General features: G+C 65.7%; 25 protein-coding genes. 9 read left to right on the plus strand and 16 right to left on the minus strand.

Features of this window, described 5'->3' with window-relative positions:
* The first annotated feature begins 39 nt into the window (after window positions 1-39).
* Window positions 40-651, plus strand: coding sequence for a gamma-glutamylcyclotransferase (locus NLM33_RS22865; RefSeq protein WP_254098959.1), 612 nt, complete (start codon window positions 40-42; stop codon window positions 649-651).
* Here NLM33_RS22865 and NLM33_RS22870 read toward each other — a convergent pair.
* From NLM33_RS22870 to ftsE, 4 genes are all read right to left on the minus strand, one after another.
* On the minus strand, window positions 648-1421 hold the full coding sequence (locus NLM33_RS22870; protein ID WP_254098960.1) for a 1-acyl-sn-glycerol-3-phosphate acyltransferase: 774 nt from the start codon (window positions 1419-1421) through the stop codon (window positions 648-650). The two genes, NLM33_RS22865 and NLM33_RS22870, sit on opposite strands and share 4 nt — an antisense overlap.
* An 8-nt stretch (window positions 1422-1429) precedes the next feature.
* Complete coding sequence (locus NLM33_RS22875) at window positions 1430-2134, minus strand: YdcF family protein (RefSeq protein WP_254098961.1); 705 nt, start codon at window positions 2132-2134, stop codon at window positions 1430-1432.
* A gap of 77 nt (window positions 2135-2211) precedes the next feature.
* The gene (locus NLM33_RS22880) at window positions 2212-3180 is read right to left on the minus strand and encodes an ABC transporter permease (RefSeq protein WP_254098962.1); all 969 of its coding nucleotides are present in this window, start codon (window positions 3178-3180) and stop codon (window positions 2212-2214) included.
* Complete coding sequence (gene ftsE / locus NLM33_RS22885; protein ID WP_254098964.1) at window positions 3173-3832, minus strand: cell division ATP-binding protein FtsE; 660 nt, start codon at window positions 3830-3832, stop codon at window positions 3173-3175. The genes NLM33_RS22880 and ftsE overlap by 8 nt, the downstream gene beginning before the upstream one ends.
* 162 nt (window positions 3833-3994) lie before the next feature.
* Here ftsE and NLM33_RS22890 point away from each other — a divergent pair, with 162 nt between their 5' ends.
* Both NLM33_RS22890 and NLM33_RS22895 read left to right on the plus strand, forming a co-directional pair.
* The gene (locus NLM33_RS22890; RefSeq protein ID WP_254098966.1) at window positions 3995-4864 is read left to right on the plus strand and encodes an MJ0042-type zinc finger domain-containing protein; all 870 of its coding nucleotides are present in this window, start codon (window positions 3995-3997) and stop codon (window positions 4862-4864) included.
* 32 nt (window positions 4865-4896) lie between these two features.
* Window positions 4897-5271 (plus strand): response regulator, encoded by a 375-nt coding sequence (locus NLM33_RS22895; protein ID WP_254098968.1) that lies wholly within the window; start codon window positions 4897-4899, stop codon window positions 5269-5271.
* Window positions 5272-5548: 277 nt separating this feature from the next.
* Here the strand turns inward: NLM33_RS22895 and NLM33_RS22900 are convergent, their stop codons facing one another.
* Window positions 5549-8170 (minus strand): TIGR02302 family protein, encoded by a 2622-nt coding sequence (locus tag NLM33_RS22900; protein ID WP_254098970.1) that lies wholly within the window; start codon window positions 8168-8170, stop codon window positions 5549-5551.
* Between the two features lie 172 nt (window positions 8171-8342).
* Here NLM33_RS22900 and NLM33_RS22905 point away from each other — a divergent pair, with 172 nt between their 5' ends.
* The gene (locus NLM33_RS22905; RefSeq protein WP_254098972.1) at window positions 8343-8726 is read left to right on the plus strand and encodes a carboxymuconolactone decarboxylase family protein; all 384 of its coding nucleotides are present in this window, start codon (window positions 8343-8345) and stop codon (window positions 8724-8726) included.
* A 247-nt stretch (window positions 8727-8973) separates the two neighbouring features.
* The gene (locus tag NLM33_RS22910) at window positions 8974-9864 is read left to right on the plus strand and encodes an NAD(P)-dependent oxidoreductase (RefSeq protein ID WP_254098974.1); all 891 of its coding nucleotides are present in this window, start codon (window positions 8974-8976) and stop codon (window positions 9862-9864) included.
* Window positions 9865-9998: 134 nt separating this feature from the next.
* Here NLM33_RS22910 and lysA read toward each other — a convergent pair whose 3' ends face one another.
* The 3 genes from lysA to argH all read right to left on the minus strand — a co-directional run bounded on the left by lysA (window position 9999) and on the right by argH (window position 13072).
* The gene (gene lysA, locus NLM33_RS22915; RefSeq protein ID WP_254098976.1) at window positions 9999-11264 is read right to left on the minus strand and encodes a diaminopimelate decarboxylase; all 1266 of its coding nucleotides are present in this window, start codon (window positions 11262-11264) and stop codon (window positions 9999-10001) included.
* Between the two features lie 23 nt (window positions 11265-11287).
* Window positions 11288-11581, minus strand: coding sequence for a lipoprotein (locus tag NLM33_RS22920; RefSeq protein WP_254098978.1), 294 nt, complete (start codon window positions 11579-11581; stop codon window positions 11288-11290).
* A 93-nt stretch (window positions 11582-11674) separates the two neighbouring features.
* Window positions 11675-13072: an argininosuccinate lyase gene (argH, locus tag NLM33_RS22925; RefSeq protein ID WP_254098980.1), complete on the minus strand. Its 1398-nt coding sequence runs from the start codon at window positions 13070-13072 to the stop codon at window positions 11675-11677.
* Between the two features lie 117 nt (window positions 13073-13189).
* On the opposite strand from argH, the gene NLM33_RS22930 reads away from it, so the two are divergent.
* A complete protein-coding gene (locus tag NLM33_RS22930) occupies window positions 13190-13879 on the plus strand; it encodes a TlpA family protein disulfide reductase (RefSeq protein ID WP_371929977.1) in 690 nt (229 codons plus the stop codon).
* An 8-nt stretch (window positions 13880-13887) separates the two neighbouring features.
* On the opposite strand, the gene NLM33_RS22935 is transcribed toward NLM33_RS22930, so the two are convergent.
* From NLM33_RS22935 to NLM33_RS22960, 6 genes are all read right to left on the minus strand, one after another.
* Window positions 13888-14082 carry a hypothetical protein gene (locus NLM33_RS22935; RefSeq protein WP_254098982.1) on the minus strand — a complete coding sequence of 65 codons (195 nt, stop codon included), beginning with the start codon at window positions 14080-14082 and terminating at the stop codon, window positions 13888-13890.
* 57 nt (window positions 14083-14139) lie between these two features.
* The gene (locus tag NLM33_RS22940; RefSeq protein WP_254105857.1) at window positions 14140-15021 is read right to left on the minus strand and encodes a 3-hydroxybutyryl-CoA dehydrogenase; all 882 of its coding nucleotides are present in this window, start codon (window positions 15019-15021) and stop codon (window positions 14140-14142) included.
* Between the two features lie 190 nt (window positions 15022-15211).
* Window positions 15212-16156 carry an electron transfer flavoprotein subunit alpha/FixB family protein gene (locus tag NLM33_RS22945; RefSeq protein WP_254098984.1) on the minus strand — a complete coding sequence of 315 codons (945 nt, stop codon included), beginning with the start codon at window positions 16154-16156 and terminating at the stop codon, window positions 15212-15214.
* Window positions 16156-16905 carry an electron transfer flavoprotein subunit beta/FixA family protein gene (locus NLM33_RS22950; protein ID WP_254098986.1) on the minus strand — a complete coding sequence of 250 codons (750 nt, stop codon included), beginning with the start codon at window positions 16903-16905 and terminating at the stop codon, window positions 16156-16158. Before NLM33_RS22950 ends, NLM33_RS22945 begins: the two co-directional genes overlap by 1 nt.
* 127 nt (window positions 16906-17032) lie before the next feature.
* Entirely contained in the window at window positions 17033-17605 is a 573-nt protein-coding gene (locus tag NLM33_RS22955) for a cob(I)yrinic acid a,c-diamide adenosyltransferase (protein WP_254098988.1), read from the minus strand.
* Between the two features lie 24 nt (window positions 17606-17629).
* Window positions 17630-17824: a twin transmembrane helix small protein gene (locus tag NLM33_RS22960; protein ID WP_254098990.1), complete on the minus strand. Its 195-nt coding sequence runs from the start codon at window positions 17822-17824 to the stop codon at window positions 17630-17632.
* 199 nt (window positions 17825-18023) lie between these two features.
* On the opposite strand from NLM33_RS22960, the gene NLM33_RS22965 reads away from it, so the two are divergent.
* Window positions 18024-18884 carry a YihY/virulence factor BrkB family protein gene (locus tag NLM33_RS22965; protein ID WP_371930129.1) on the plus strand — a complete coding sequence of 287 codons (861 nt, stop codon included), beginning with the start codon at window positions 18024-18026 and terminating at the stop codon, window positions 18882-18884.
* Here NLM33_RS22965 and NLM33_RS22970 read toward each other — a convergent pair.
* Entirely contained in the window at window positions 18811-20136 is a 1326-nt protein-coding gene (locus NLM33_RS22970) for an ATP-binding protein (protein ID WP_254098994.1), read from the minus strand. The two genes, NLM33_RS22965 and NLM33_RS22970, sit on opposite strands and share 74 nt — an antisense overlap.
* An 87-nt stretch (window positions 20137-20223) precedes the next feature.
* Window positions 20224-21096, minus strand: coding sequence for a tRNA glutamyl-Q(34) synthetase GluQRS (gene gluQRS, locus NLM33_RS22975; protein ID WP_254098996.1), 873 nt, complete (start codon window positions 21094-21096; stop codon window positions 20224-20226).
* 181 nt (window positions 21097-21277) lie between these two features.
* Between gluQRS and NLM33_RS22980 the strand changes: the two genes are divergently transcribed.
* Window positions 21278-22024, plus strand: a complete 747-nt coding sequence (locus NLM33_RS22980) for a DNA-3-methyladenine glycosylase (protein ID WP_254098998.1) — start codon at window positions 21278-21280, stop codon at window positions 22022-22024.
* Window positions 22021-23106, plus strand: coding sequence for a DUF2855 family protein (locus NLM33_RS22985; RefSeq protein WP_254099000.1), 1086 nt, complete (start codon window positions 22021-22023; stop codon window positions 23104-23106). Before NLM33_RS22980 ends, NLM33_RS22985 begins: the two co-directional genes overlap by 4 nt.
* The last annotated feature ends 12 nt before the right edge of the window (window positions 23107-23118 follow it).

Genomic DNA, 23118 nt, shown 5'->3' on the forward strand with positions numbered 1-23118 from the left:
GCTTCGCCTGGGCGGCGGGGTCTGGTAGCGGTGCCAAACATGTCCGAAATCACCCTCCCCTCCGTCACGATGGCCGCCGGCGACCTCTGGGTGTTCGGCTATGGCTCGCTGATGTGGCGGCCGGGCTTCGAATTCGAGGAGCGCCTGCCGGCGCGCCTCGTCGGCGAGCATCGCGCGCTCTGCGTCTATTCCTTCGTCCATCGCGGCACGCCGGAGAAGCCGGGCCTCGTGCTCGGGCTCGACCGCGGCGGCGCCTGTCGCGGCATCGCCTTCCGCGTCGCGGCAAAGAACCGCGCCGATGTGGTCTCCTATTTGCGCGAGCGCGAGCAGGTCACCTCGGTCTATCGCGAGGTGATGCGCTCGGTGTGGCTCGAGAACGATGCGCGGCAGCGCGTCAGCGCGCTCTCCTACGTCGTCGACCGCGGCCACGTGCAATATGCGGGACGCCTGTCGCTTGCCGAGCAGCACCGCCACGTGCTGCAAGGCCATGGTCAGTCCGGCGCCAACCGCGACTATGTCACCGCGACGGTGAAGGCGATCGAGGCCGAAGGTTTTCGCGATACGCAGCTGCATCAGCTTGCGGCTCTCCTGCACAACGATGCGCACTCCCTGCATGATCCGGCTCCGAGCAGCGAGCAAGACGAGCGCTAGCTGCTTGAAGCCACGTAGCTCGGCGCACTGCCAATGAGCTGCTCCTGCTCCTTCCGTCCGGCTTCGACGATGCGCCCCGTGGCCTCCTCGATCGCGCCGCGCACGCGCGCGATGTACTCGTCCTTCGGCAGGCCCGGCGGCAGCGGATCCAGGAATTCCACCACCAGCGTGCCGGGGTAGCGCATGAAGGTACGGCGCGGCCAGAACAGGCCGGAGTTGAGCGCGATCGGCAGGCACGGCACACCGCAGGCCGAATAGATCTGGGCAAAGCCCGTCTTGTAGTCGGGCGGCGCGCCCGGCGCGCGGCGGGTACCTTCCGGGAAGATCACCAGCTGGCGGCCGGAGCGCACCGCATCGCGTGCCCGCCGCGTCATGTCCAGGAGCGCCTTGACGCCGGCGCGGCGATCGATCGCGATCATGCCGGTCTTGCCCAGGAACTGGCCGAACACCGGAATGTGCATGAGCTGGCGCTTGAGGATGAAGATCGGGCGGTCGAAGAAGCGCAGCAGCGCGAATGTCTCCCAGAAGGACTGATGCTTCGCAGCGATCACCAGCGGCCCCGTCGGGATCTTCTCCACGCCTCTGAATTCCACCTTGATGTTGCAGATCGCCCGCATCAGGAACAGCGTCGAGTTCGCCCACCATGCGGCGACCGTCAGCGTCGCGCGGGGCGACATCAGGAAGGTCGGCAGCGCGATGATCGCCAAGAACACCAGGACGGCGTAGAACAGCACGTTGAAAACGAGCGAACGCAGGAAGAGCAAGAACATCAATGATCCTAGTTGGCCTGTGCGGTAGCGGGCCGTTTCGGCTGCACGCCTGAAGGCTGCTCCGACACTTCCGGCGAAAGGTCAATCCCGAAATCCTCGAGCCGCACGCGCAGCTCGGCGGCAATATATTTGACATACTCCGACAACAAGAGCCGTAGCGTCGAAGACGAAGTCCACCACGGCTCCTCGCGCCACTTGTCGCCGACCACCGCAAACGGGATCAGCGCAATCTCCGGCATCGCGTGCGAGAACTCCACCAGCGCGCGCGGCATGTGATAGTTCGAGGTCACCACGATCAACGACTTGAAGCCGCGCTCGTGCGCCCAGCGCCGCGTCTCCGCGGCATTGCCGCGGGTCGAGACGGCATAGCGGTCGAGATCGACGCAGCAGCGCATGTAGGACTGGTTCTCCGGCAGCGTCCGCGAGATATCGCTGACCGTGGAGGTCGGGTGCACGCCGGAGATCAGGAGCCTTTGGCCGTAGCCCGCAGCGAGCAGCTCCATCGCATCCGACACCCGTGACGATCCGCCGGTCAGAACCACGATGCCGTCGGCCTTGCGGTCCGGCGCGAGCTCGGCGCCGCGCATCTGCGACAGGAACGCAACGAACCCCGCCGCCGCGCCGACGAAGGCGACCGCGAGCGTCGACACGAGGGCCGCACGCAGCCAGCCGTGCGGCAAGTTCGGCGATCGATCGGCGGTCGGCGAGGTCATATGATGTGGTGATCCCTTCCCCTGGCAATTTTAGGACGTTTTTCGATGAAGTGGAGTCCGGTTTGACGCGCAGCGCCCTATTCGACGTCGTTCAGCGTCGCGAACAGCGTCTGGCGCGACGCCACCGCGGTGATCGCGCCGATCAGGACCGCCTGCACCGCGAGCACGACGTAGCCGGATGGCCGCAGCGAGAAAGTGCCTAGCAGGGCGGCGAACTGGTCGCCGACCGGCGTGCCGGAAAACCAGCCGGCGATCGACTCGGAGAAGCCGAACACCAGCATGGCGATGCCGCCGCCGATCACCCCGCCTTCGAGGCCGAGGCGGAGGAAATGCCGCAGGAAGCGGTTGGCGATGTAGCGATCGCCGGCGCCGACGAAATGCAGGACCTCGACGATCGGGCGATTGGCGGCCATGGCACCGCGCGTCGCGAACGACACTGAGATGATGGTCGCGACGATGACGAGCGCGAGGATGCCGAGGCCGGCGAGCACGGTGGCGTTGGTCATCGAACGCATGCGCTCGATCCAGGCGCGGTGATCGTCGACGCTCGCGCTTGGCGCGACCTGCGCCACCCGGCTGCGCAGGGCGGCGAGATCGAGCGCCGTGCCCGGCTGCACGCGGGCGATGATCATGCGCGGCACCGGAAGATCGTCCATCGACAGGCCGGTGCCGAGCCAGGGCTCGAGCAGCTTGCCGGATTCGTCCTTGCTGAACGGCTTGACCTCGACGATGCCCGGCTGGGCGCGCATCGCTTCCGTCACAGCAGTGGTGTCGCGCTCGATGTCGCGTCCGGCCTGGGGACGGACCTGGATGGTGATTTCGCTCGCGACGTCCGACTGCCATTCGGCCGCCGACGCACTCACCAGCAGCACCGTGCCCGTGGTCATCGAGGCAAGGAAGGTCATGATTGCGACGACCGCGACCAGCGCGCGGCCATGGATCGAGGCGCGCGGCACGATCGGCGACATGTTGCGCGCCCTGGCCGGGACCTGCGGACGCTCCTGTCCGAGGTCGACGAAGACGCCGCGCTCGTCGGTGCTATTCATAGACGTGCAGTCGTCCCTGGTGCAGCACGAGCCGGCGCGCCTCGTACTGGTCCATCAATCCGATATCGTGGGTCGCGATGATCACGGCGGTGCCGGACTTGTTCAACTCGATGAAGAGCCGCAGCAGGCGCCGACCGAGCGTCGGATCGACGCTGCCGGTCGGCTCGTCCGCAAGCAGGAGTTGCGGCCGCGAGATCACCGCGCGCGCGATCGCCGCGCGCTGCTTCTCGCCGCCCGACAGGATCGGCGGCAGCGCGTCCATGCGCTCGCCCAGGCCCACCCAGCGCAGGAGATCGATGACCTCCTTGCGGTAGCTGGATTCGCTGCGGCCCATCACACGGAACGGCAGCGCGACGTTCTCGTAGGTCGTCATGTGGTCGAGCAGGCGAAAGTCCTGGAGCACGATGCCGATGCGCTTGCGCAGGTCGGCGATCTCGTCCTTGCCGAGCAGCGAGATGTCGTGGCCGAACAGATTGACGAGGCCGCGCGTCGGCCGATGCGACAGGAACAAGAGGCGCAGCAGCGACGTCTTGCCGGCGCCGGACGGGCCGGTGAGGAATTGGAAGGAGTGCGCCGGGATCTGGAAGCTCAGGTCGCGCAGAATCTCCGGCCCCAGACCGTAACGCAATCCGACATTTTCGAACCGAACCAAGCTCAGCTCCGTTCGAGGTGGGGCGCGGCGCACGCCGCAAAGCTCTGCCGCACGCGATGAAAGCGTTGTGCGGCCGTTATGGTTTCCGATTCGTTAACGGTCGCCTTGTAGCATCGAAAGAGCCCGGTTCCGCTACGGCTGGGTCATCGCCGAGGCTGGTCCATGCACATCGTATGCCCCCATTGTACGACATCCTACGCCATCAAGCTCGCAAGCCTTGGGGCGAATGGGCGCACGGTGCGCTGCTCCCGCTGCAAGGAGACCTGGGTGGCGCGGCCCGAGGATGCCGTCGAGGAGGTGCAGGAGAAAGCCAACGCGCCGGCCATGGCTGCGGCGAGCCAGCCCGAGGACCAGTCCGACATCGCGGAGCAGTGGAACACCTACGCCCGGGAGGATGCCGCCGCTACGCCGGTGGTCGACAGCCCCTCGATCGCCAGTGACTGGCCCACCGAGGACACCAGGGACGACGACTGGTCGGAGGCAGAGGCCACCGACGAATTGGCCGGAGAGCCGCACCAATCCTGGTTCCGCGGGTTGTTCCGCCGCCGCGCCCGGGTCGCCCGTCCGGTGAGCCGGCCGCCGCGAAGATCCTATTTCGGCCTGCCGACCGCCTGCGCTGCCATGGGCGCGCTGGCCGTTGCGCTGGTGGTCTGGCGCGCAGACATGGTCCGGCTGCTGCCGCAGACCGCGGCGTTCTACAAGATGGCCGGCATGGATGTGAATCTGCGCGGCCTCGCCTTTAGGGACGTCAAGGTCACTTCGGAGACCGTGGACAGCAAGCAGGTGCTGGTGATCGAAGGCGCGATCGTCGGCGAGACCAGGAAGGCGGTCGACATCCCCCGCCTGCGCTTCTCCGTGCGTGACGCGCAGGGCGCCGAGATCTACGCCTGGAACGCGGTGCTGGAGCAGACCGTGCTGCATCCCGGCGAGCGCGCCTTCTTCAAGTCGCGCCTCGCCTCGCCGCCACCTGAAGGCCGCAATATCGATATTCGTTTCTTCAACCGGCGTGACATCGCCGGCGGCAGCGCGTAACCGGCTGCCCGCTGCCGCAAAGGTTTGGCCCGATGCCAAAGGTGCTGATCGCCGATGACGAGGAGTCCATGCGGACGCTGGTGGCGCGTGCCATCGCAATGGACGGCCACCAGACAGTCACCGCGCAGGACGGCGCCGAGGCGCTGGAGATCTTGACGCGCGAGGATGGCGCCTTCGACCTCCTGCTCACCGACATCCAGATGCCCGTGATGGACGGCATCGCGCTCGCACTCTCGGCCGCGCGCGATTTTCCGGACCTCACGATCTTGCTGATGACCGGCTTTGCCGACCAGCGCGAGCGCGCGTCGAACCTGAATGCGCTGGTGCATGACGTGGTGACGAAGCCGTTTTCGGTGGCGGATATCCGCACCGCAGTCGCCGACGCGCTCGCGGCGAAGAAGAGGTAGCTGCGGCGAGCCCGCAACATCCTCGACGCAGTGACACGAGTCCGGTCCCACACATACGGTGTCGTCCTGAAGGCCAGGACCCATACCGCGTGATGTGTCCGTCGGGGATCGCTAGCAGTACCGGACGACGGGTCTTCGCCAAACTACTCCCTGGGGTAATCGCGACGAGCGTAGGCGCTCGCGCGGGGGTCCTGGCCTTCGCCAGGACGACCTTGGGGGAGACATCGCGCGTCAATATACCGAGCATACCCAGCGCGGCTGGTGAGGCCCGATCGCCTCAAAAATCCTTCAGCAGCCGCTCGAGATAGTCGAGCTCGAGCTGCGGACGGGACGGATCGCCCAGGCGGCGGCGGAGCTCTTCGAGGATGCGGCGGGCGCGCTGGACGTCGATCTCGCCGGGGATCTTCACCGTGTAGTCGTCGCTGAACTCGCGGCCGTGCAAGGGACGGCCGAGCGGGTCGGTCTGGTTACCGCCGCTCTGCTGCCGGCCGGCACGATTGCCGGGGCCGTCGCCCTGACCGTCGCCGTCGCCCTGCTGCATGGCTTCGGCCATCTTCTGCGCGCCCTTGCGCAGCGCGTCGAGCGCCTTGCCTTGCGAGTCCACGGCGCCGTCGGCATTGCCTTCGCCGAGCTTGGAGCCGGCATCGCCCATGGCGTTGTCGGCGGTATCGAGACCGCCGTCATCATCGCCCTGGTCGGCATCATCATCGCCGCCCTGGCCCTGCTGGCCCGGTTGTCCCTGCTCGCCTTGCTGACCCTTTTGGCCTTTCTGACCCTTCTGACCCTTTTGGCCGTTCTGCGCGAGCCCGCGCTTCTGAAGCTCCTCCTGGAGCTTCTTCAAGCGGTCGCGCAGCGCCTGCTGGTCCTGCTGCAGGTCGGACATCGACTGATCGCCCTGCTGGCCCTGCTTGCCGCGCATGCGGTCGCGCCGGGAATCCTGGCCCTGCTTGAAGGTCTTGTCGCGCAACTGCTGCTGCTTGCGGATCATGTCGCCGAGCTCGTTGAGCGCCTGCTCCATGTCGCTGTCGCCGCTCTGGCCCGGCTGCGCCATTTGAAGACCCTCCAGCATCTGCTGGAGCTGGTCGAGCAACTGTTTCGCCGCATCCTTGTCGCCGGAGCGCGACAGGCGCTCCATGCGGTCGATCATGTTGTTGAGATCCTGCTGGCGCATGATCTTCGTGTTGGGATCAAGCGGACGGGCGAGCTGCTGCGGGTTGTTGCGGAACTGCTCGGCGAGCTGGCGCATGAAATTGTCCAGCGCCTGGCGCAGATCCTGGGTGAGCTTCTTGATCTCCTCGTCGCTCGCACCGCGCTCCAGCGCCTGCTTGAGCGCGTCCTGCGCCGCGCGCAGCGCCTTGTCGACATCGGTGATGTTGCCGTCCTCGATCGTCACTGCAAGCGCCCAGAGGCTCGCAACGACGTCGCGCAGCGCATCGTCGGTGCGAGCAGCCTCCAGCTGCCTCGCGATGTTGTAGAGGCCGAGATATTGCCCGGTCTCGGGCGTGAACAATTCCGGCGCAATCATCAGCGCATCGAGCGCGGCATAGACGTCGGAGTTCTTGTTGCCGTCGAGCGCCAGGATGCGACGCTGCTCGATCAGCGCGCGCGCCAGCGGCTTGGTGAAGAGGCGCTCGGGCAAACGCATGTTGAAGGGTTCGCTCTTCGCCTCATTGCCTGCCTCGTCCTTGGCAGTCAGCGTCAGCGTGACGTCGGCGCCGGCATAGGGATCCTCGCTGAGGTCCTTGACGGTCTGGCCGAGGCCGTTGCGGGTGCGCGCGTTCGGCAGCACCAGTGCGAATTGCGGCGGCTGGAACAACGGCCGCGACGCGGCCTTCTCGTCGGACTTCTGAGCGTCTGACGGACGCACGGCGAATTGCGCCTGGGCGCCGGTGACGCCGTAATCGTCCTCGATCTTGTAGGACAGCTGCAGCGCGCCTCTGGCCTGACGCTCGGGATCCTTGGCCAGCGAAATCGTCGGCGGCCGGTCGGGCGTTGCGGCGAACCTCCATTGCGGCTGGCCGGAGGGCGCGCGGACATGCGCGGTGCCGTCGCTCGCGATGGCAAAATGCTTCTCGTTGGTGCCCTTCGGAGCCTGCTCGTTCGGCGCAACTTCCTTGAGGCCGCCGGAGACCACGACATCGAGGCTGCCGCCGGAGGAGCGCACGATCAGCGTCGAGCCGGCGGGAACGGCGAGCGGGCCGCTCGCGGGAAGTGCGGCGGCCTCCTTGTTGGCGGCCGACAGGATGATCGGCGGCTTGGAGGTGTAGACCGGCGGGGTGACCCAGGCGTCGACGCGAATATTCGTCGGCGCCAGCACGCCATTCCAGTCGAAGGCGGCGCCCATGCGCATGGCGCGCTCGTCGCCGGCGGCGAAGAAGGTCGCAACCAGCATCACCATCACCAGGGCGCGCAACGCCCAGGGATCGTGGATCGCGAGCCGCGGATGCGGCAATCCGGCGCGGATGCGCTTGAGCGAGGCCAGCGTGCGCTCGCGCTGCGCCTGCCACAGCGCCTGTGCGACCGGATCCTGCGTGCTCAGGGTGTCGGTGAGCGTCGTCGCGGGCCGGTGGCGGATGCCGGACCCATTGTCCAGGCGGCTCAGGCTCTGCTCGCGGCTCGGCCAGCGGAAGCGAATCAGCGGGAACAGGGCGGCGAGCGCCGCGACGGCAAACAGGCCGAGCCCGACCGCGCGGGCGATGAAGGGCAGCGCCAGCCACAGGCCAGCCCAGGATACCACGAGAAACAGCCCGACAACGGTCGAAAACCGCGCCAGATGCGGCCAGGCGCGCTCCCAGGCGATCGCATATGTGGCCCGCTTGAGGGCCTGCGCCAGCTTGAGCCGCGACAGGGCGTTGCCATCGCGGATCGGGTCTGACGGGTCGGGGGTGACGCCGTTCAATCAGCTCTCCAGGTTGCCCGGTACGACAGCCTAGCACAACGGCAGCACTGAGGCACCCGTTCCTCTACGGGATCCCGCACCCAAGCGGTGCATAACACGAAGGCGTGACTGGTTGTGTTCGTCACCGTAGGTTTCGGTCGCAAATCCTTCAAGGCAAGACACGAGGAACGCCATGGACAAGAAGATGCACGACAAGGGGCTGGAAGTTCGCAAAGCGGTACTGGGCGAGGCCTATGTCAACAATGCCCTGAAGAACGTCGACGACTTCAACCGGCCGTTCCAGGAGATGCTCAACGAATATTGCTGGGGCACGGTGTGGGGTCGCGAGGAGCTGCCGCGCAAGACCCGCAGCATGCTCAACATCGCGATGATCGCGATTCTCAACCGCCAGCACGAGTTCCGCGCGCACCTGAAGGGCGCGCTGACCAACGGCGTCACCCGCGACGAAATCCGCGAGATCCTGATGCAGGTCGCGATCTACGGCGGCATGCCGGCCGCGGTCGACAGCTTTCGGATCGCGCGCGAGGTGTTTGCGGAGATTGACGGCAAGACGTGAGGGACACCACCGTCTCTCCTCCGTCGTTGAGTGACGCAACCCCACCTCCCCAACGCCGTCCTGGCGAAAGCCAAGAGGTGGATTCGGACCCATAGCCACCGGCAGACGCGGTTACGGGCACTCGGAGTTACTACGTCGCGCCACAACTCCTCCCTGGGGTAATGGGTCCTGGCTTTCGCCAGGACGACCTCGGAGAACGTGGCGCGCTTCCGTCCATCACCCACAACAACAAGCACAAGGAAACACCATGGACATCGGATTCATCGGGCTGGGAAACATGGGGTTTCCGATGGCGCGGCGGCTGATCGAGGCGGGGCATCGGCTCGTTGCGTTCGATACGCGGAAAGAGGTCCTCGATACGCTGGTTGCGCGTGGCGCCACCGCGGCGACGTCGCCGAAGGATGTCGCCGACCAGGTCGAGACGGTGATGGCGAGCCTGCCGTCGCTGCAGGCCTCGCTCGAGGTCGCAACCGGTGCGAATGGCGTGATCGACGGCAAGCGCGTCAAACGCTTCGTTGATCTGTCGACCGTCGGCTCGCAGATGGCGGTGAGGATTCACGGCCTGCTGGCGACGCGCAACATCGTGCAGATCGACAGCCCGGTCTCCGGCGGCGTCGCCGGCGCCGAGAAAGGCACGCTGGCCGTGATGGCGTCCGGACCTAGGCGCGAGTTCGACACGATCAAGGCCGCGCTCGACGTGATCGGAAAGGTGTTCTTCATCGGCGAGAAGCCGGGCGCGGCGCAGACCATGAAGCTCGCCAACAACTTTCTCTCGGCGACCGCGATCGTCGCGACATCGGAAGCGGTGGTGATGGGCGTGAAGGCCGGGCTCGATCCGGCCGTGATGATCGACGTCATCAATGCGGGCTCGGGCATGAACACCGCGAGCCGCGACAAGTTTCCGCGTTCGGTCCTGCCGCGCAGCTTCGACTTCGGCTTCGCGACGGGGCTGATGGTGAAGGACGTGCGGCTGGCGCTGGAGGAGATGAAGCAGCTCGGCCTGTCGATGGAGGTCGCGGATGCGGTCGGGCGTCTCTGGGAGACCGTGATCAGCGAGGAAGGCGCGGGTTCGGACTTCACCGCGGCGATCAAGCCGATCGAGAAGCGAGCCGGGGTGGTGGTCGGCGGGAAGACATAGCCTTCGCGGCGATCGCGCGAGTCCCGCAGATTTGCCCGACGCGCCAAACGGTTCCGCCGAGCGACCGTGCGTGAGGCCGACAACCCCGGGCTACTTTGCATGGGGTTGTTTTGCGGCTTTTCGCTACGACAGCCTCACAGCCACGGCGCGGGCGTGTCCATGGCGATGAGCTGCTCGACATCGATGCGGGGACGCACCACCGCATACTGGTCACCCCTCACCAGCACCTCCGGCACCAGCGGCCGTGTATTGTACGTGCCGGCCTGCACGGCGCCGTAGGCGCCGGCGGTCATGATGGCGAGGAGGTCGCCCGGCTTCGGCGTCGGCAGCGTGCGGTCGAGCGCGAGGTAGTCGCCGGTCTCGCAGACCGGGCCGACGACGTCGGCCAGGATCGTCGGCGCGCCTGCAGCGGGCTGCGTAACCGGCAGGATGTCGTGATGGGCTTCATACAGCGTCGGACGGATCAGGTCGTTCATCGCGGCGTCGATGATGACGAAGTTCTTGCCGTCGCCGTGCTTCACGTAGATCACCCTGGTGACCAGGATGCCGGCATTGCCGACGATCATGCGGCCCGGCTCGAACATCAGCGTGCAGCCGAGGTTGTGCGTGATGCGCCTGACCATGGCGGCATAGGCGTCGGGCGCAGGCGGCGCCTCGCGGTCCATGTAGTAGGGAATGCCGAGGCCACCGCCGAAATCGACATGCGAGATGTTGTGGCCGTCGGCGCGCAGCGCCTGAACGAATTCGGCGAGGATGCGGAACGCGATCTCCATCTTGGAGAGATCGGTGATCTGGCTGCCGATATGCACGTCGGTGCCGGTCACCTGAATCCCCGGAAGCTTGGCGGCGCGCGCATAGACCTCGCGGGCGTGGACGATCGGGATGCCGAACTTGTTCTCGGACTTGCCGGTGGAGATTTTGGCGTGCGTGCCGGCATCGACGTCCGGATTGACGCGCACGGAGATGCGCGCGGTCTTGCCCATCTCGCTGGCGAGCCGCGACAGCAGCTCGAGCTCGGGCTCGGATTCGACGTTGATGCAAAGGAGGTCGGCGGCGAGCGCCGCGCGCAGCTCGGTCTCGGTCTTGCCGACGCCGGAGAACAGGATCTTGCTCGCCGGAATGCCGGCCGCGAGCGCGCGCTTCAACTCGCCGCCCGAGACCACGTCGGCGCCGGCGCCGAGCTTGGCCAGGGTGCGCAGCACCGACTGGTTGGAGTTCGCCTTCATGGCGTAGCAGACCAGCACCTTCTCGCCGGCGAAAGCATCCGTGAAGACGCGGTAGTGCCGCTCGAGGGTTGCGGTCGAATAGCAATAGAAAGGCGTGCCGACGGTCGCGGCGAGATCGGAAAGGTTCACCGCTTCGGCGTGCAGGACGCCGTTGCGATAGTCGAAATGGTTCATGGTGTTCGCTCAGTCATCCCGGCTCATCTGCCGGGCTTTTCGTCCAGCAGCGGGTCGAGGACAAACGATTTCTTCTTGCCCTTGGTGGCGGCGGGCGCGGCATCCGCGCCGTAGGTGGGATTGAACACGCTCGGCGTCTTCTGGGCCTCGGTCTCCGTGTCGGTGGGAGCCGGGGCGACATTCGCCGTGGACGCGTTGGAGGCGGTCGGCGGCAGATCGAGCGGCCCCTTGCGGCCGCAACCGGCCAGCGCCAGCGCGCTCAGGCTCAAGACAATGATGGCCCACCCCGAACCGGTCGGGCGAAACTTTAACGTCACGACGAGATCCCCACTACGCGGGCCGCACCATACAGAGATTGGCTCGCTCTGGCGAGAGCCGGATGACCATGAAAAACAAGCGAAATTTTGCCCTCAACGCGATTTTCGCTCTTTTTCCAACCGCTTCGCCCAGGCCTTGGCCTGCGCCGTCACGTTCTTCGGCGCCGTGCCGCCAAAGCTGGTGCGGCTCTTTACCGACGATTCGACCGAAAGCACGCCGAGCACATCCTTGGTGATCTTTGGCTCGATCGCCTGCATCTCCTTGAGCGGAAGCTCATGGAGCGCGACGCCGTCGCCCGCGGCCTTTGCCACGATCCGGCCGGTGACGTGATGGGCCTCGCGGAACGGCATCTTCAGCGTGCGCACCAGCCAGTCGGCAAGATCAGTCGCGGTGGCATAGCCCTCGCCCGCAGCAAGCCTCATCTTGGCTTCATCCGGCACGAGATCGCGGACCATGCCGGTCATGGCGCGGATCGCGAGCGATAGCGCGGCAAAGCCCTCCATCGCGCCCTGCTTGTCCTCCTGCATGTCCTTTTGATAGGCGAGCGGCAGGCCCTTCATCACGATCAGGAGGCCGTTGAGCGCGCCGATGACGCGGCCCGTCTTGGCGCGCACGAGCTCGGCTGCGTCAGGATTGCGCTTCTGCGGCATGATCGAGGAGCCGGTCGTGAACTTGTCGCTGAGGCGGATGAGGCCCACCAGCGGCGAGGTCCAGATCACGATTTCTTCCGCAAAGCGCGACATGTGCACGGCGCAGATCGAGGCCGCCGACAGCGTCTCCAGCACGAAGTCGCGGTCGGAGACCGCATCGAGCGAATTCGCCATCGGCCGGTCGAAGAGAAGTGCTTTCGCAGTGGCGTGGCGGTCGATCGGGAACGAGGTACCGGCGAGCGCTGCAGCACCCAGCGGCGATTCATTCAGCCGCTTGCGGGCATCCTGAAAGCGGCCGCGATCGCGTCCGGCCATCTCGACATAGGCGAGCAGGTGGTGGCCGAACGTGACGGGCTGCGCGGTCTGCAAGTGCGTGAAGCCGGGCATCACGGTCCCGGCATGTTCCAGCGCGCGTTCCACCAGCGCCTGCTGGAACGCAGCGAGCGCAGCGTCCGTCTCGTCGATGATGTCGCGGACGAACAGGCGGAAGTCGGTCGCGACCTGGTCGTTGCGCGAGCGCGCGGTGTGCAGGCGGCCGGCGGCGGGGCCGATCAGCTCGGACAGGCGGCTCTCGACATTCATATGGATGTCCTCGAGCGCGCGCTTGAACGTGAAGCCGCCCTTGCCGATCTCTGACAAAATCGTGTCTAGACCCTTGCCGATATTTTTCGCATCAGAGGCCGTGATGATGCCCTGCGTGGCGAGCATCGCGGCATGGGCCTTGGACGCGGCAATGTCCTGGGCGAAGAGGTGACGATCGACGTCGATGGAGACGTTGATTTCCTCCATGATCTCGTCGGGACGTTCCGAGAACCGGCCGCCCCACATCTTGTTGCTCATGATCCCCTGCTCACGCCTTGCTTCTAGCTGCGCGGCCTGTGCCGCACGTTTGCTGACTGCTGCCAGCCGTATTAAGAGGCCCCTGATAGCCATATCTGCGACCGGATGACAAACGATATGCTCGACCCCAACGACATGCTCGACCAACGGAAAGCGCGGGCGGCCACGCGCCGGATCCCCCTCGTGATCGCCACCGTGGCGGTCGGGGGCCTGGTCGGCTTTGCGGCGCTGTACGGGTTGGGCCTGAAGCGGGGGCCGGCGGGCGATCCGGCCTGCCGCGCCGCGGTCCAGACCGCCAGCAGGATCGCCCCGCTCGCCCATGGCGAGGTGGCGGCGCTGACCATGGCGACGGCGCCGTTAAAACTGCCGGACCTCACCTTCGAGGACGCCGACGGCAAGCCGAAAAAGCTCTCCGACTTCCGCGGCAAGACGGTGCTGGTGAACCTCTGGGCGACCTGGTGCGTGCCCTGCCGCAAGGAGATGCCGGCGCTGGAAGGGCTCCAGGCCACGCTGGGCAGCGAGAATTTCCAGGTGGTCGCCATCAATATCGACACCCGTGACCCCGAAAAGCCCAAAAACTTTCTGAGAGAGGCCGGCATCACCCGCCTCGGTTATTTCAACGACCAGAAAGCCAAGGCTTTCCAGGACCTTAAAGCCATCGGTCGGGCGCTGGGCATGCCGACCTCGGTGCTGGTCGACCCGCAGGGTTGCGAGATAGCGACGATCGCCGGCCCCGCGGAATGGTCCAGCGACGACGCGCTGAAGCTGATCCAGGCGGCCATGAAGCAGGTCGCCGCGGCGCTGTAGGGCTGATTTCAGGCGGTCACGTTGAGATTGTTGCCGATGCCGGCGCCAACATTGGCGAGCGAGGGCTGGCCGGCACCGAGCAGCGTCAGGACGGCGGATTTCTCCGCATCCATGTTCTGCTTCGTCACGGTCGCAGCGATGTTCGACTGCAACGCGCCTTGCTGCGCGGTCAGCATGCTGCTGACCATGGCCATCATGTCCATACGCATACCCTCGTACGGGCGGCAGCCTAGGCCGCAGAGGTTAACGAGGGGTGGAGATCAGCGCGTCGGGACCGGCTTGGCGCCGCGGTAGTCGTAGAAGCCGCGCTGCGTCTTGCGGCCGAGCCAGCCGGCTTCGACGTATTTCACCAGCAGCGGGCACGGGCGGTATTTCGAGTCGGCCAGCCCCTCATGCAGCACCTGCATGATGGAGAGGCAGGTGTCGAGGCCGATGAAATCGGCAAGCTCCAGCGGGCCCATCGGATGATGGGCGCCCAGCTTCATCGCCGCGTCGATCGCCTCGACGTTTCCGACGCCCTCATAGAGCGTGTAGATCGCCTCGTTGATCATCGGCAGCAGAATGCGGTTGACGATGAAGGCCGGGAAATCCTCGGAGACCGCGACCTGTTTGCCGAGCTTGGCGACGAATGCCTTGGAGGCCTCGAAGGTGGAATCATCGGTGGCGATGCCGCGGATCAGCTCGACCAGCTCCATCAGCGGCACCGGATTCATGAAATGAATGCCGATGAAGCGCTCGGGGCGGTCGGTGGCCGCGGCCAGGCGGGTGATCGAGATCGAGGAGGTGTCGGAAGCGACGATCGCTTCGGGTTTCAGGACCGCGCAGAGCTCGTGGAAGATCTTGCGCTTGACCTCCTCCTTTTCGACCGCGGTCTCGATCACGAGGTCGCAGTCGGCGAGGTCATCGAGCTTCTCGGCGAGCGTGATGCGCGACAGCGCCTTGGTCTTGTCGTCCTCGCTGACGGCCTTTTTGGAGACCTGGCGCAACAGATTGCCGTTGATGGTGGCCATGCCCGACTTCAAACGGTCGGCCGAGATGTCGTTGAGCACCACGTCGAAACCGGCCAGCGCCGCGACATGGGCAATACCATTGCCCATCTGCCCCGCGCCGATCACGCCGACCTTCTTGATCTCTGCCATAATGTCATCCACCGGAACGGCGCGGATGCCGCGCCCTGCCTATCCCCCGTGAGCCGGGGGTCCGATTTAATCAGAACCCGGGCTCGAAACCTAGATTGGATCGCCCTCTTCCGCGTCCCCCGCGAAAGAAAGCGCCTCAGAAATGAAACACCGGCCGGAGTTTAGGACATCCGGCCGGTGTTTCTACGGTGTTTTACTTGCCGAGCTTGCCGAGTTCGGCCGTGAGCTCAGGAACCGCCTGGTAGAGGTCGGCAACCAGGCCGTAGTCGGCGACCTGGAAGATCGGCGCGTCCTCGTCCTTGTTGATCGCGACGATCACCTTGGAGTCCTTCATGCCGGCGAGATGCTGGATCGCGCCGGAAATGCCGACGGCGACATAGAGCTCGGGGGCCACGACCTTGCCGGTCTGGCCGACCTGCCAGTCGTTCGGCGCATAGCCGGCGTCGACCGCCGCGCGCGAGGCACCGACGCCGGCGCCGAGCTTGTCGGCGAGCGGCTCGATGTACTTTGCGAAGTTTTCCCGGCTCTGCATGGCGCGGCCACCGGAGACGATGATCTTCGCCGAGGTCAGCTCGGGGCGGTCGCTCTTGGCGACTTCCTCGCCGACGAAGGACGACAGGGCCGGATCGGCCGCCGCCGCGACGCTCTCGACGCTCGCACTGCCACCGGCTGGCGCTGCAGCGAAGGTCGAGGTACGCACCGTGATGACCTTCTTGGCGTCCTTCGACTTCACCGTCTGGATGGCGTTGCCGGCATAGATTGGCCGCTCGAAGGTGTCGGGCGCGACGACCTTGATGATCTCCGAGACCTGCATGACGTCGAGCAGGGCTGCGACGCGCGGCATCACGTTCTTGAAGCGCGAGGTCGCAGGCGCGACGATCGCGTCATAGCCGGACGCCAGCGAGACGATCAGCGCGGCCAGCGGCTCGGCGAGATCGTGCGCGTAGGGCTCACCGTCGGCGAGCAGCACCTTCTTCACCCCGGTGAGCTTTGCGGCGGCATCCGCCGCGCCCTTGGCGTTCTGGCCGGCGACCAGCACGTCGACGTCGGTGCCGAGGGCGACGGCCGCCGTCAGAGCCTTGTTGGTCGCATCCTTCAGCGACGCATTGTCGTGTTCAGCAATCAGAAGCGTCGTCATCAGAGCACCCCGGCTTCGTTCTTGAGTTTCGACACCAGCTCGGCGACGTCCTTGACCTTGACGCCGGCCTTGCGGCCCGGTGGCTCCGTCGTCTTGAGAACCTCAAGGCGCGCGGTGACGTCGACGCCGTAATCGGCGACGGTCTTCTCCGCGATCGGCTTCTTCTTCGCCTTCATGATGTTGGGCAGCGAGGCATAGCGCGGCTCGTTGAGGCGGAGATCGGTCGTGACGATCGCAGGTCCCTTCAGCTTCACGGTCTGCAGGCCGCCGTCGACCTCGCGGGTGACCTTGAAGTCAGACCCTTCGACCTCGAGCTTGGAGGCGAAGGTCGCCTGCGACCAGCCGAGCAGCGCGGCCAGCATCTGGCCGGTCTGATTGCTGTCGTCATCGATCGCCTGCTTGCCGAGGATGATCAGGCCGGGCTGCTCTTCGTCGGCGACCTTCTTCAGGATCTTGGCGACCGCCAACGGCTCGACGGTGCCCTCGGCCTTCACCAGGATGCCGCGGTCGGCGCCCATGGCGAGACCGGTGCGGATCGTCTCCGACGCCTGCGCCGGTCCAATGGAGACCACCACGACCTCGGTGGCCTTGCCGCCTTCCTTCAGGCGCAGCGCTTCCTCGACCGCGATTTCGTCGAATGGGTTCATCGACATCTTGACGTTGGCCAGTTCAACACCCGATCCATCGCCCTTGACGCGGACCTTGACGTTGTAATCGACCACCCGCTTTACCGGCACTAAGACCTTCATCGATCCTCTTTCACTTGAATTCTTGAGGGGGGTTATCAACTGGCGCGGAACCTAATGGCCCGGCCCAGTCCGGTCAACGCGCGCGGAGGCCCAAAAATTGGCTTTGCGAGCCAATCTTGGCGGTTGCTTAGCGGTTCTGGCCCGGCACCCAGAGCACGTCGCCGGCGCCATTATGATTGGCCGCGCGGCTCGCGACAAACAGGAAATCCGACAGCCGGTTCATATATTGGATGCCAGCCTCCCCGACTGGCTCGTCCGGCTTTGCAGCGAGTTCCACCATCACGCGTTCCGCCCTGCGGCATATCGTGCGCGCGACATGGAGGTGGGCGGCGGCTGGGGTTCCGCCCGGGAGCACGAAGGAGGTTAGCGGAGCGAGCTTTTCGTTCAGCGCGTCGATATCGCGCTCAAGCCGCTCGACCTGGCTCGCCACGACCCGCAACCGCTCCGCCTTGCCTTCACGCTCGGGCACCGCGAGATCGGCGCCGAGATCGAACAGGTCGTTCTGGATCCGGCCGAGCATCGCATCCAACTCCGGCCAGTCCCGGACATGCAATCGCACCACGCCGATCGCGGCATTGGTCTCGTCGACGGTGCCATAGGCTTCGATCCGCAGATCGTATTTCGGACGGCGCTCGCCAGAGCCGAGCGCCGTTGTGCCGTCGTCACCGGTACGGGTGTAGATACGGTTGAGAACGACCATGTTTGCCTCTCTAGCCGCCGGCTCTCAATGCCCCATCGCCCAGACCGCGAGCATGGCGACGACGATCGCCACGAACTGAAACAGCACGCGCAGCCGCATCAGCTTCTGCGAGGTGTTGGGCGAGCCGCCGCGCATCATGTTGACGAGACCGAGCAGCAGCACCAGCGCCACGGCGCCGACAGCCACCGGCAGGATGAAAGAACTCAGGAAGGATGCCATTAGGGGTAGATAACACTGTGTTTGCCGCGGCGCCATCGCGGCGCGATCTGGCTTTTAGGCCAATAATATCAGAAGCTAAGCGGATGATTTTTGATTTGAGCCAGCACGCACGCTCCCCCTCTCGCCGCTTGCGGGGAGAGAGAGCAGAGCAGCGCCGGGGTACGCCGTGAGGCAGATCCGCTATCTCTACCTCGTCGTGATGGACGCGTTCTACACGTTCCTGGCCGATGACGGCTGGGCGATCGCGAGCCATATCGCGCTGTCGAGCCTGATGGCGCTGTTCCCCTTCCTCATCGTGTTGACCTCGCTGGCAGGCTTCTTCGGCTCCAAGGAGCTCGCCGATCAGGCGGCCGGGCTGATGCTCCAGGTCTGGCCCAAGCAGGTTGCCGATACCCTGTCCGGCGAGATCCACGACGTGCTGACCACGACCCGCACCGACGTGCTGACCATCGGCGCGGTGCTGTCGGTCTATTTTGCCTCGAACGGCGTCGAGGCCTTGCGGGTCGCGCTCAACCGCGCCTATGCGGTGGTCGAGATGCGGCGCTGGTACTGGCTGCGGCTGGAATCGATCGGCTATACGCTGGTCGCGGCCTTCACCGCGCTCGCCATGGCGTTCCTGATCGTGCTCGGACCGCTCATCATCGAAGCGGCGCGGCGCCACATCCCGCTGTTCGTCGAGTCCAACGAAAGCATCCTGACCTGGGTGCGCTACGGCATCACCATCGGCGCACTGATCGTGGCGCTGTTCATCCTGCACGCCTGGCTGCCGTCGGGGCGACGCGGCTTCCTCCAGATCCTGCCCGGCATCGTCTTCACCATGGTGGCGTCGCTGATCTCCGGCATCGTGTTCGGGCAATACCTCGCGCGCTTCGCCAACAACTACGTGACGATGTATGCGGGGCTGGCCTCGGTGATCATCGCGCTGGTGTTTCTGTATTTCATCGCCGCGATCTTCGTCTATGGCGGCGAGCTCAACGCCGCGATCATCAAGTCGCGGCTTCCTCACGGCGTGTCGCTTCAAGCAGCGCAGTCGCTAGCGCACGCGGAGACACAGGCTTGACCAGGAAGGCATCGGCGCCGGCCTCGCGCGAGGCCGTCTCGTCCTCGCCGCGGCCGGAAATGCCGATGATCGGGATCTGACCGAGCGGCGGACACATCGTGCGAATGCGTTTGATCGCCTCGATGCCGTCGATGCCCGGCAGCACCATGTCCATCAGCACCGCATCGAAAGCACCTTGCGCAAGGCGGTTTTCCGCGTCCTCGCCACGACCGATGAACTCCGCATGATGGCCGAGCTCGGTCAGTATGGTGTTGAGCACGACGCGGCCGAACGGATTGTCCTCGACGCTGAGCACGCGCAGCGATCCCATGGCATTCGACGGCTCACCATCACCGCTTCCGTCCGAAGTATCGATGTCCTCAGCGGAGCTCAACGCGACGGTCAAGATGAAGGTGGCGCCGCGCGTTGGCCGCGTCTTCGCGGTGACGTCGCCGCCCATCGCGCGGGCCAATTGCTTCACGGAGGAGAGCCCCAGCCCGGCACCGCCGAAGCGCGAGGCGATCGTGACATTGGCCTGCGTGAACGGACGGAACAGACGCTTGATCTCGGCCATGGTCAGCCCGATGCCGCTGTCCGAGACTCTGAAGGAAACACCGATCTTGCCTTTGCCCTTCGGCGGACGCCAGGGCAGGACCTGCAGCGCCACCCAGCCCTGTTCCGTGAACTTCACGGCATTGTCGATCAGGTTCTCCAGCGCCGCGCGCAGGCGAACGGAGTCGCCCACCACCAGGGCTGGAAGCCGTGGGTGGATATCGATCTCGGCCTGCAACCCCTTGGCGGCCGCGCGGCCGGCAAGCGAGTCGCCGGCGGCCCGCGCAAGGGCGCGCAGATCGAACAGATCCTGGCCGAGGCCATTGCCCCCATCCTTGGCTGTCTTGGCAGCGTCCACGAACAGGGTCGCAAGGCTCGCCAGATGCTCCGCGCCGGCCTTGATGGTGTCGGCCCAGCGGCGCTCGCGCTCGCCAAGGTCCGAGGTCGCAAGCAGATCGCTGATCGCGAGGATTCCGGTCAGGGGGGTGCGGACCTCATGGGCAAAGGCCGCAAGCGCGGCCTGGATCACATCCGCCGCGGCAGATTTCGTGGTCGCCTTGGCGCTGCGCTTGCCTGCCGCCCCGGTACGCCGCTTTTCACGCGTGGCAGCAAGCGGCTTTGCACGCGACTTCACACGCGACTTCCCAGGCGACTTGGCACGCCTCTTGGGCAGCCGCCCGGACGACCGCGTGGTGCGCGCGATGCGCGTTTTCGCCGCCATGTTTCCCCTTGAACCCCGGCTCGAAGTCAGCATGGCACGGAGCGGCCCAGGGAGTCACGGAGGCGTTTAGCTAAACCCCAGAGAAACTTAACGTAATCCCACCAACGCGCGGATGTCGGCAGGGCGCGCTCCCGCCGCGCGCAACTCGCGCAAACCCGTCGCGCTGCTTGATTTGGAGAGCTTTTGCCCAGCCGTATCGCAGATTAGCCGGTGGTGGCGATAGGCGGGCGCGGGCAGGCCGAGCAGTTCCTGGAGCAGGCGGTGGACCGACGTGGCCTGAAACAGATCCTGACCGCGCACCACCTCGCTCACCCCCTGAAGCGCATCGTCGACGACGACCGAGAGGTGATAGCTGGTCGGCGTCTCCTTGCGCGCCAGGATGACGTCGCCCCAGGCCTGCGGTTGGGCAGGAATGCTGCCTTGCTCGCCGGCAGGCCCCTTGCCGTCCTCGCGCCAAATGAGGTCCGCCACGCGGCGGCAGGCGGCAGCCATGTCGAGCCGCAGCGCATAGGGCGCGCCGGATGAGATCAGCCGCGCGCGCTCGTGGGCGGGGAGCGATTTCGCGGTGCCCGGATAGAGCGGCGCGCCATCGGGATCGCGCGGACAGGCTTGATCAGCCTCGCGCTGCGTCACCAGCTTTGCGATCTCCGCTCGGCTTTCGAAGGCGGGATAGACGAGGCCAAGCGCGGTGAGCCTGTCCAGCGCGGCGCGATAGGCGCCAAAATGCTCCGACTGCCGCCGCACCGGCGTCTCCCAGGCGATCCCAAGCCAGGCGAGGTCCTCGTAGATCGCCGCCTCGAACTCTACCCGGCAGCGCGTCGCGTCGATGTCCTCGATGCGCAGCAGGAGGCGCCCGCCCGTCTCGCGCGTGCGATCGAAGTTCAAGAGCGCGGAGAAGGCATGTCCGAGATGGAGATAGCCGTTCGGGCTGGGGGCAAATCGGAAAACGGGTGGCATCATTCTCGGGGTACTCGTCATTGCCGGACATAGCAGTCTGAAGGACGGCGTCGCTTCCGCTCGCCTATGACCCGGCGGTCGACGTAACTTCGTCATTCCGGGTTCGATGCTTCGCATCGCCCCGGAATGACGGAGTAGGATAATCAACACCGGGTCAAGCCCGCACATGACGAGTTTGATAGCCATGACCATCCACCTCGAAACCCAGTCCGATCTCGAAGAGGCCATTCAGGCACTGGTCAAGCGTGATACTCGGCTGAGGCCGGTGCTGGAGATCGCGGGCATGCCCAGCCTGCGGCGGCGCGAGCCGGGTTTTGTGGGGCTCGCGCACATCGTCTGCGGCCAGCAGCTCTCGACTGCGAGCGCCGGCGCAATCTGGGGGCGGCTCTCCGCCGCCTTCGATCCGTTCGACCATGACGCCGTGCGCCGCGCGCGCGCCGACCGGCTCGGACGGCTCGGCCTGTCCGCCGCCAAGATCAAGACGCTGAAACATCTCGCGCGCGAGCTCGCGGCCGAACGGCTGAACCTCGACGTGCTCGCCGAGGAGGACGCCGACGCCGCGCATCATACGCTGATCGCGCTGCCCGGCATCGGACCGTGGACCGCCGACGTCTATTTGTTGTTCTGTCTCGGCCATGGCGATGCTTGGCCGGCCGGCGATCTCGCCGTGCAGGAGGGCATCCGCATTGGGCTGGGTTTGAAGACGCGCCCCACCGAAAAGCAGATGGCCCCGCTCGCCGAGCCCTGGCGTCCCCTGCGCGGCGCGGCTGCTCACCTGTGGTGGAGCTATTATCGCGCGGTCAAGAAACGCGAAGGCGTCATCGCCGGCGAGGGGCAGGCGAACGCCGTTTTAAACAATGTTGCTGTTGCAAAGCGCTCGCGGGTGAAAGAGAAGATGCCGGCACGGAAAAAGCCGGGACCTACACCATGACATCGACCGACTTCATCGTTGCGCGCAACGACCTCGAGCAATGCAAGCTGATCGAGACCGCAATTCCCGATCCAGCCGCGCTTCCATTGGATGCGCTGCTCGTGAAGGTCGAGCGCTTCGCGTTCACCGCCAACAACATCACCTATGCCGTGATGGGCGACGCGCTGAAATACTGGCAGATCTTTCCGGCGCCGCAAGGCTTCGGCAACATCCCGGTGTGGGGCTTTGGCGAGGTCATCGCCTCAAAACATCCTGGCGTCTCCGTCGGCGAGCGGCTGTTCGGCTATTTCCCGATGGCGACGCATCTCGTCATCGAAGCCACGGACGTCAGCAAGCGCGCGCTTCGCGACGGCGCCGAGCATCGCAAGCAGGTGTCGCCGGTCTACAACCTCTATTCCCGCGTCACCGGCGATCCCGCCTTTGCCGGGCATCAGGGTGATCTTCAGGCGCTGCTGCGGCCGCTGTTCATGCTGTCGTTCCTGGTCGACGATTTCCTCGCCGAGAACGACGACTTTGGCGCGCGCAGCGTGCTTCTCTCGAGCGCCTCCAGCAAGACCGCGTTCGGGCTCGCGCATCTCTTGCACAGCCGCGGCCGCAAGGTGATCGGGCTGACCTCGGCGGGCAACACCGGCTTCGTCGGCTCGCTGCCCTGCTACGATGAGGTCGTCACCTATGATCGCGTCAGCTCGCTGCCGACGGATATGCCGGTCGCCTTCGTCGACATGGCCGGCAGCAGCGCGTTGCGGGCCGAGCTTCACAATCATTTCCGCGACCAGATGACTTGCTCGGTGCGTGTGGGATTGACACATCGCGCGACCGACGCCGACGAAGGTAGCCTGCCCGGCGCAAAACCGCGCTGGTTCTTTGCGCCCGACCATATCCGCAAGCGGGCGAAGGACTGGGGCCCGGGCGGTATCGACCAACGCTTTGGCGTGGCGTGGTCGGGCTTTGCGCCGATGCTCGAAAAATGCCTCACCGTGATCGAGAACCGCGGGGCTGAGGCGGTGCAGCAGATCTATCTCGACACATTGAAGGGTCGTATTCCACCTGAGCAGGGCCACATGCTCTCCTTACTGGGGTAGTCGGCTTTTGGC

Source organism: Bradyrhizobium sp. CCGUVB1N3 (assembly GCF_024199925.1).
Classification (GTDB): domain Bacteria; phylum Pseudomonadota; class Alphaproteobacteria; order Rhizobiales; family Xanthobacteraceae; genus Bradyrhizobium.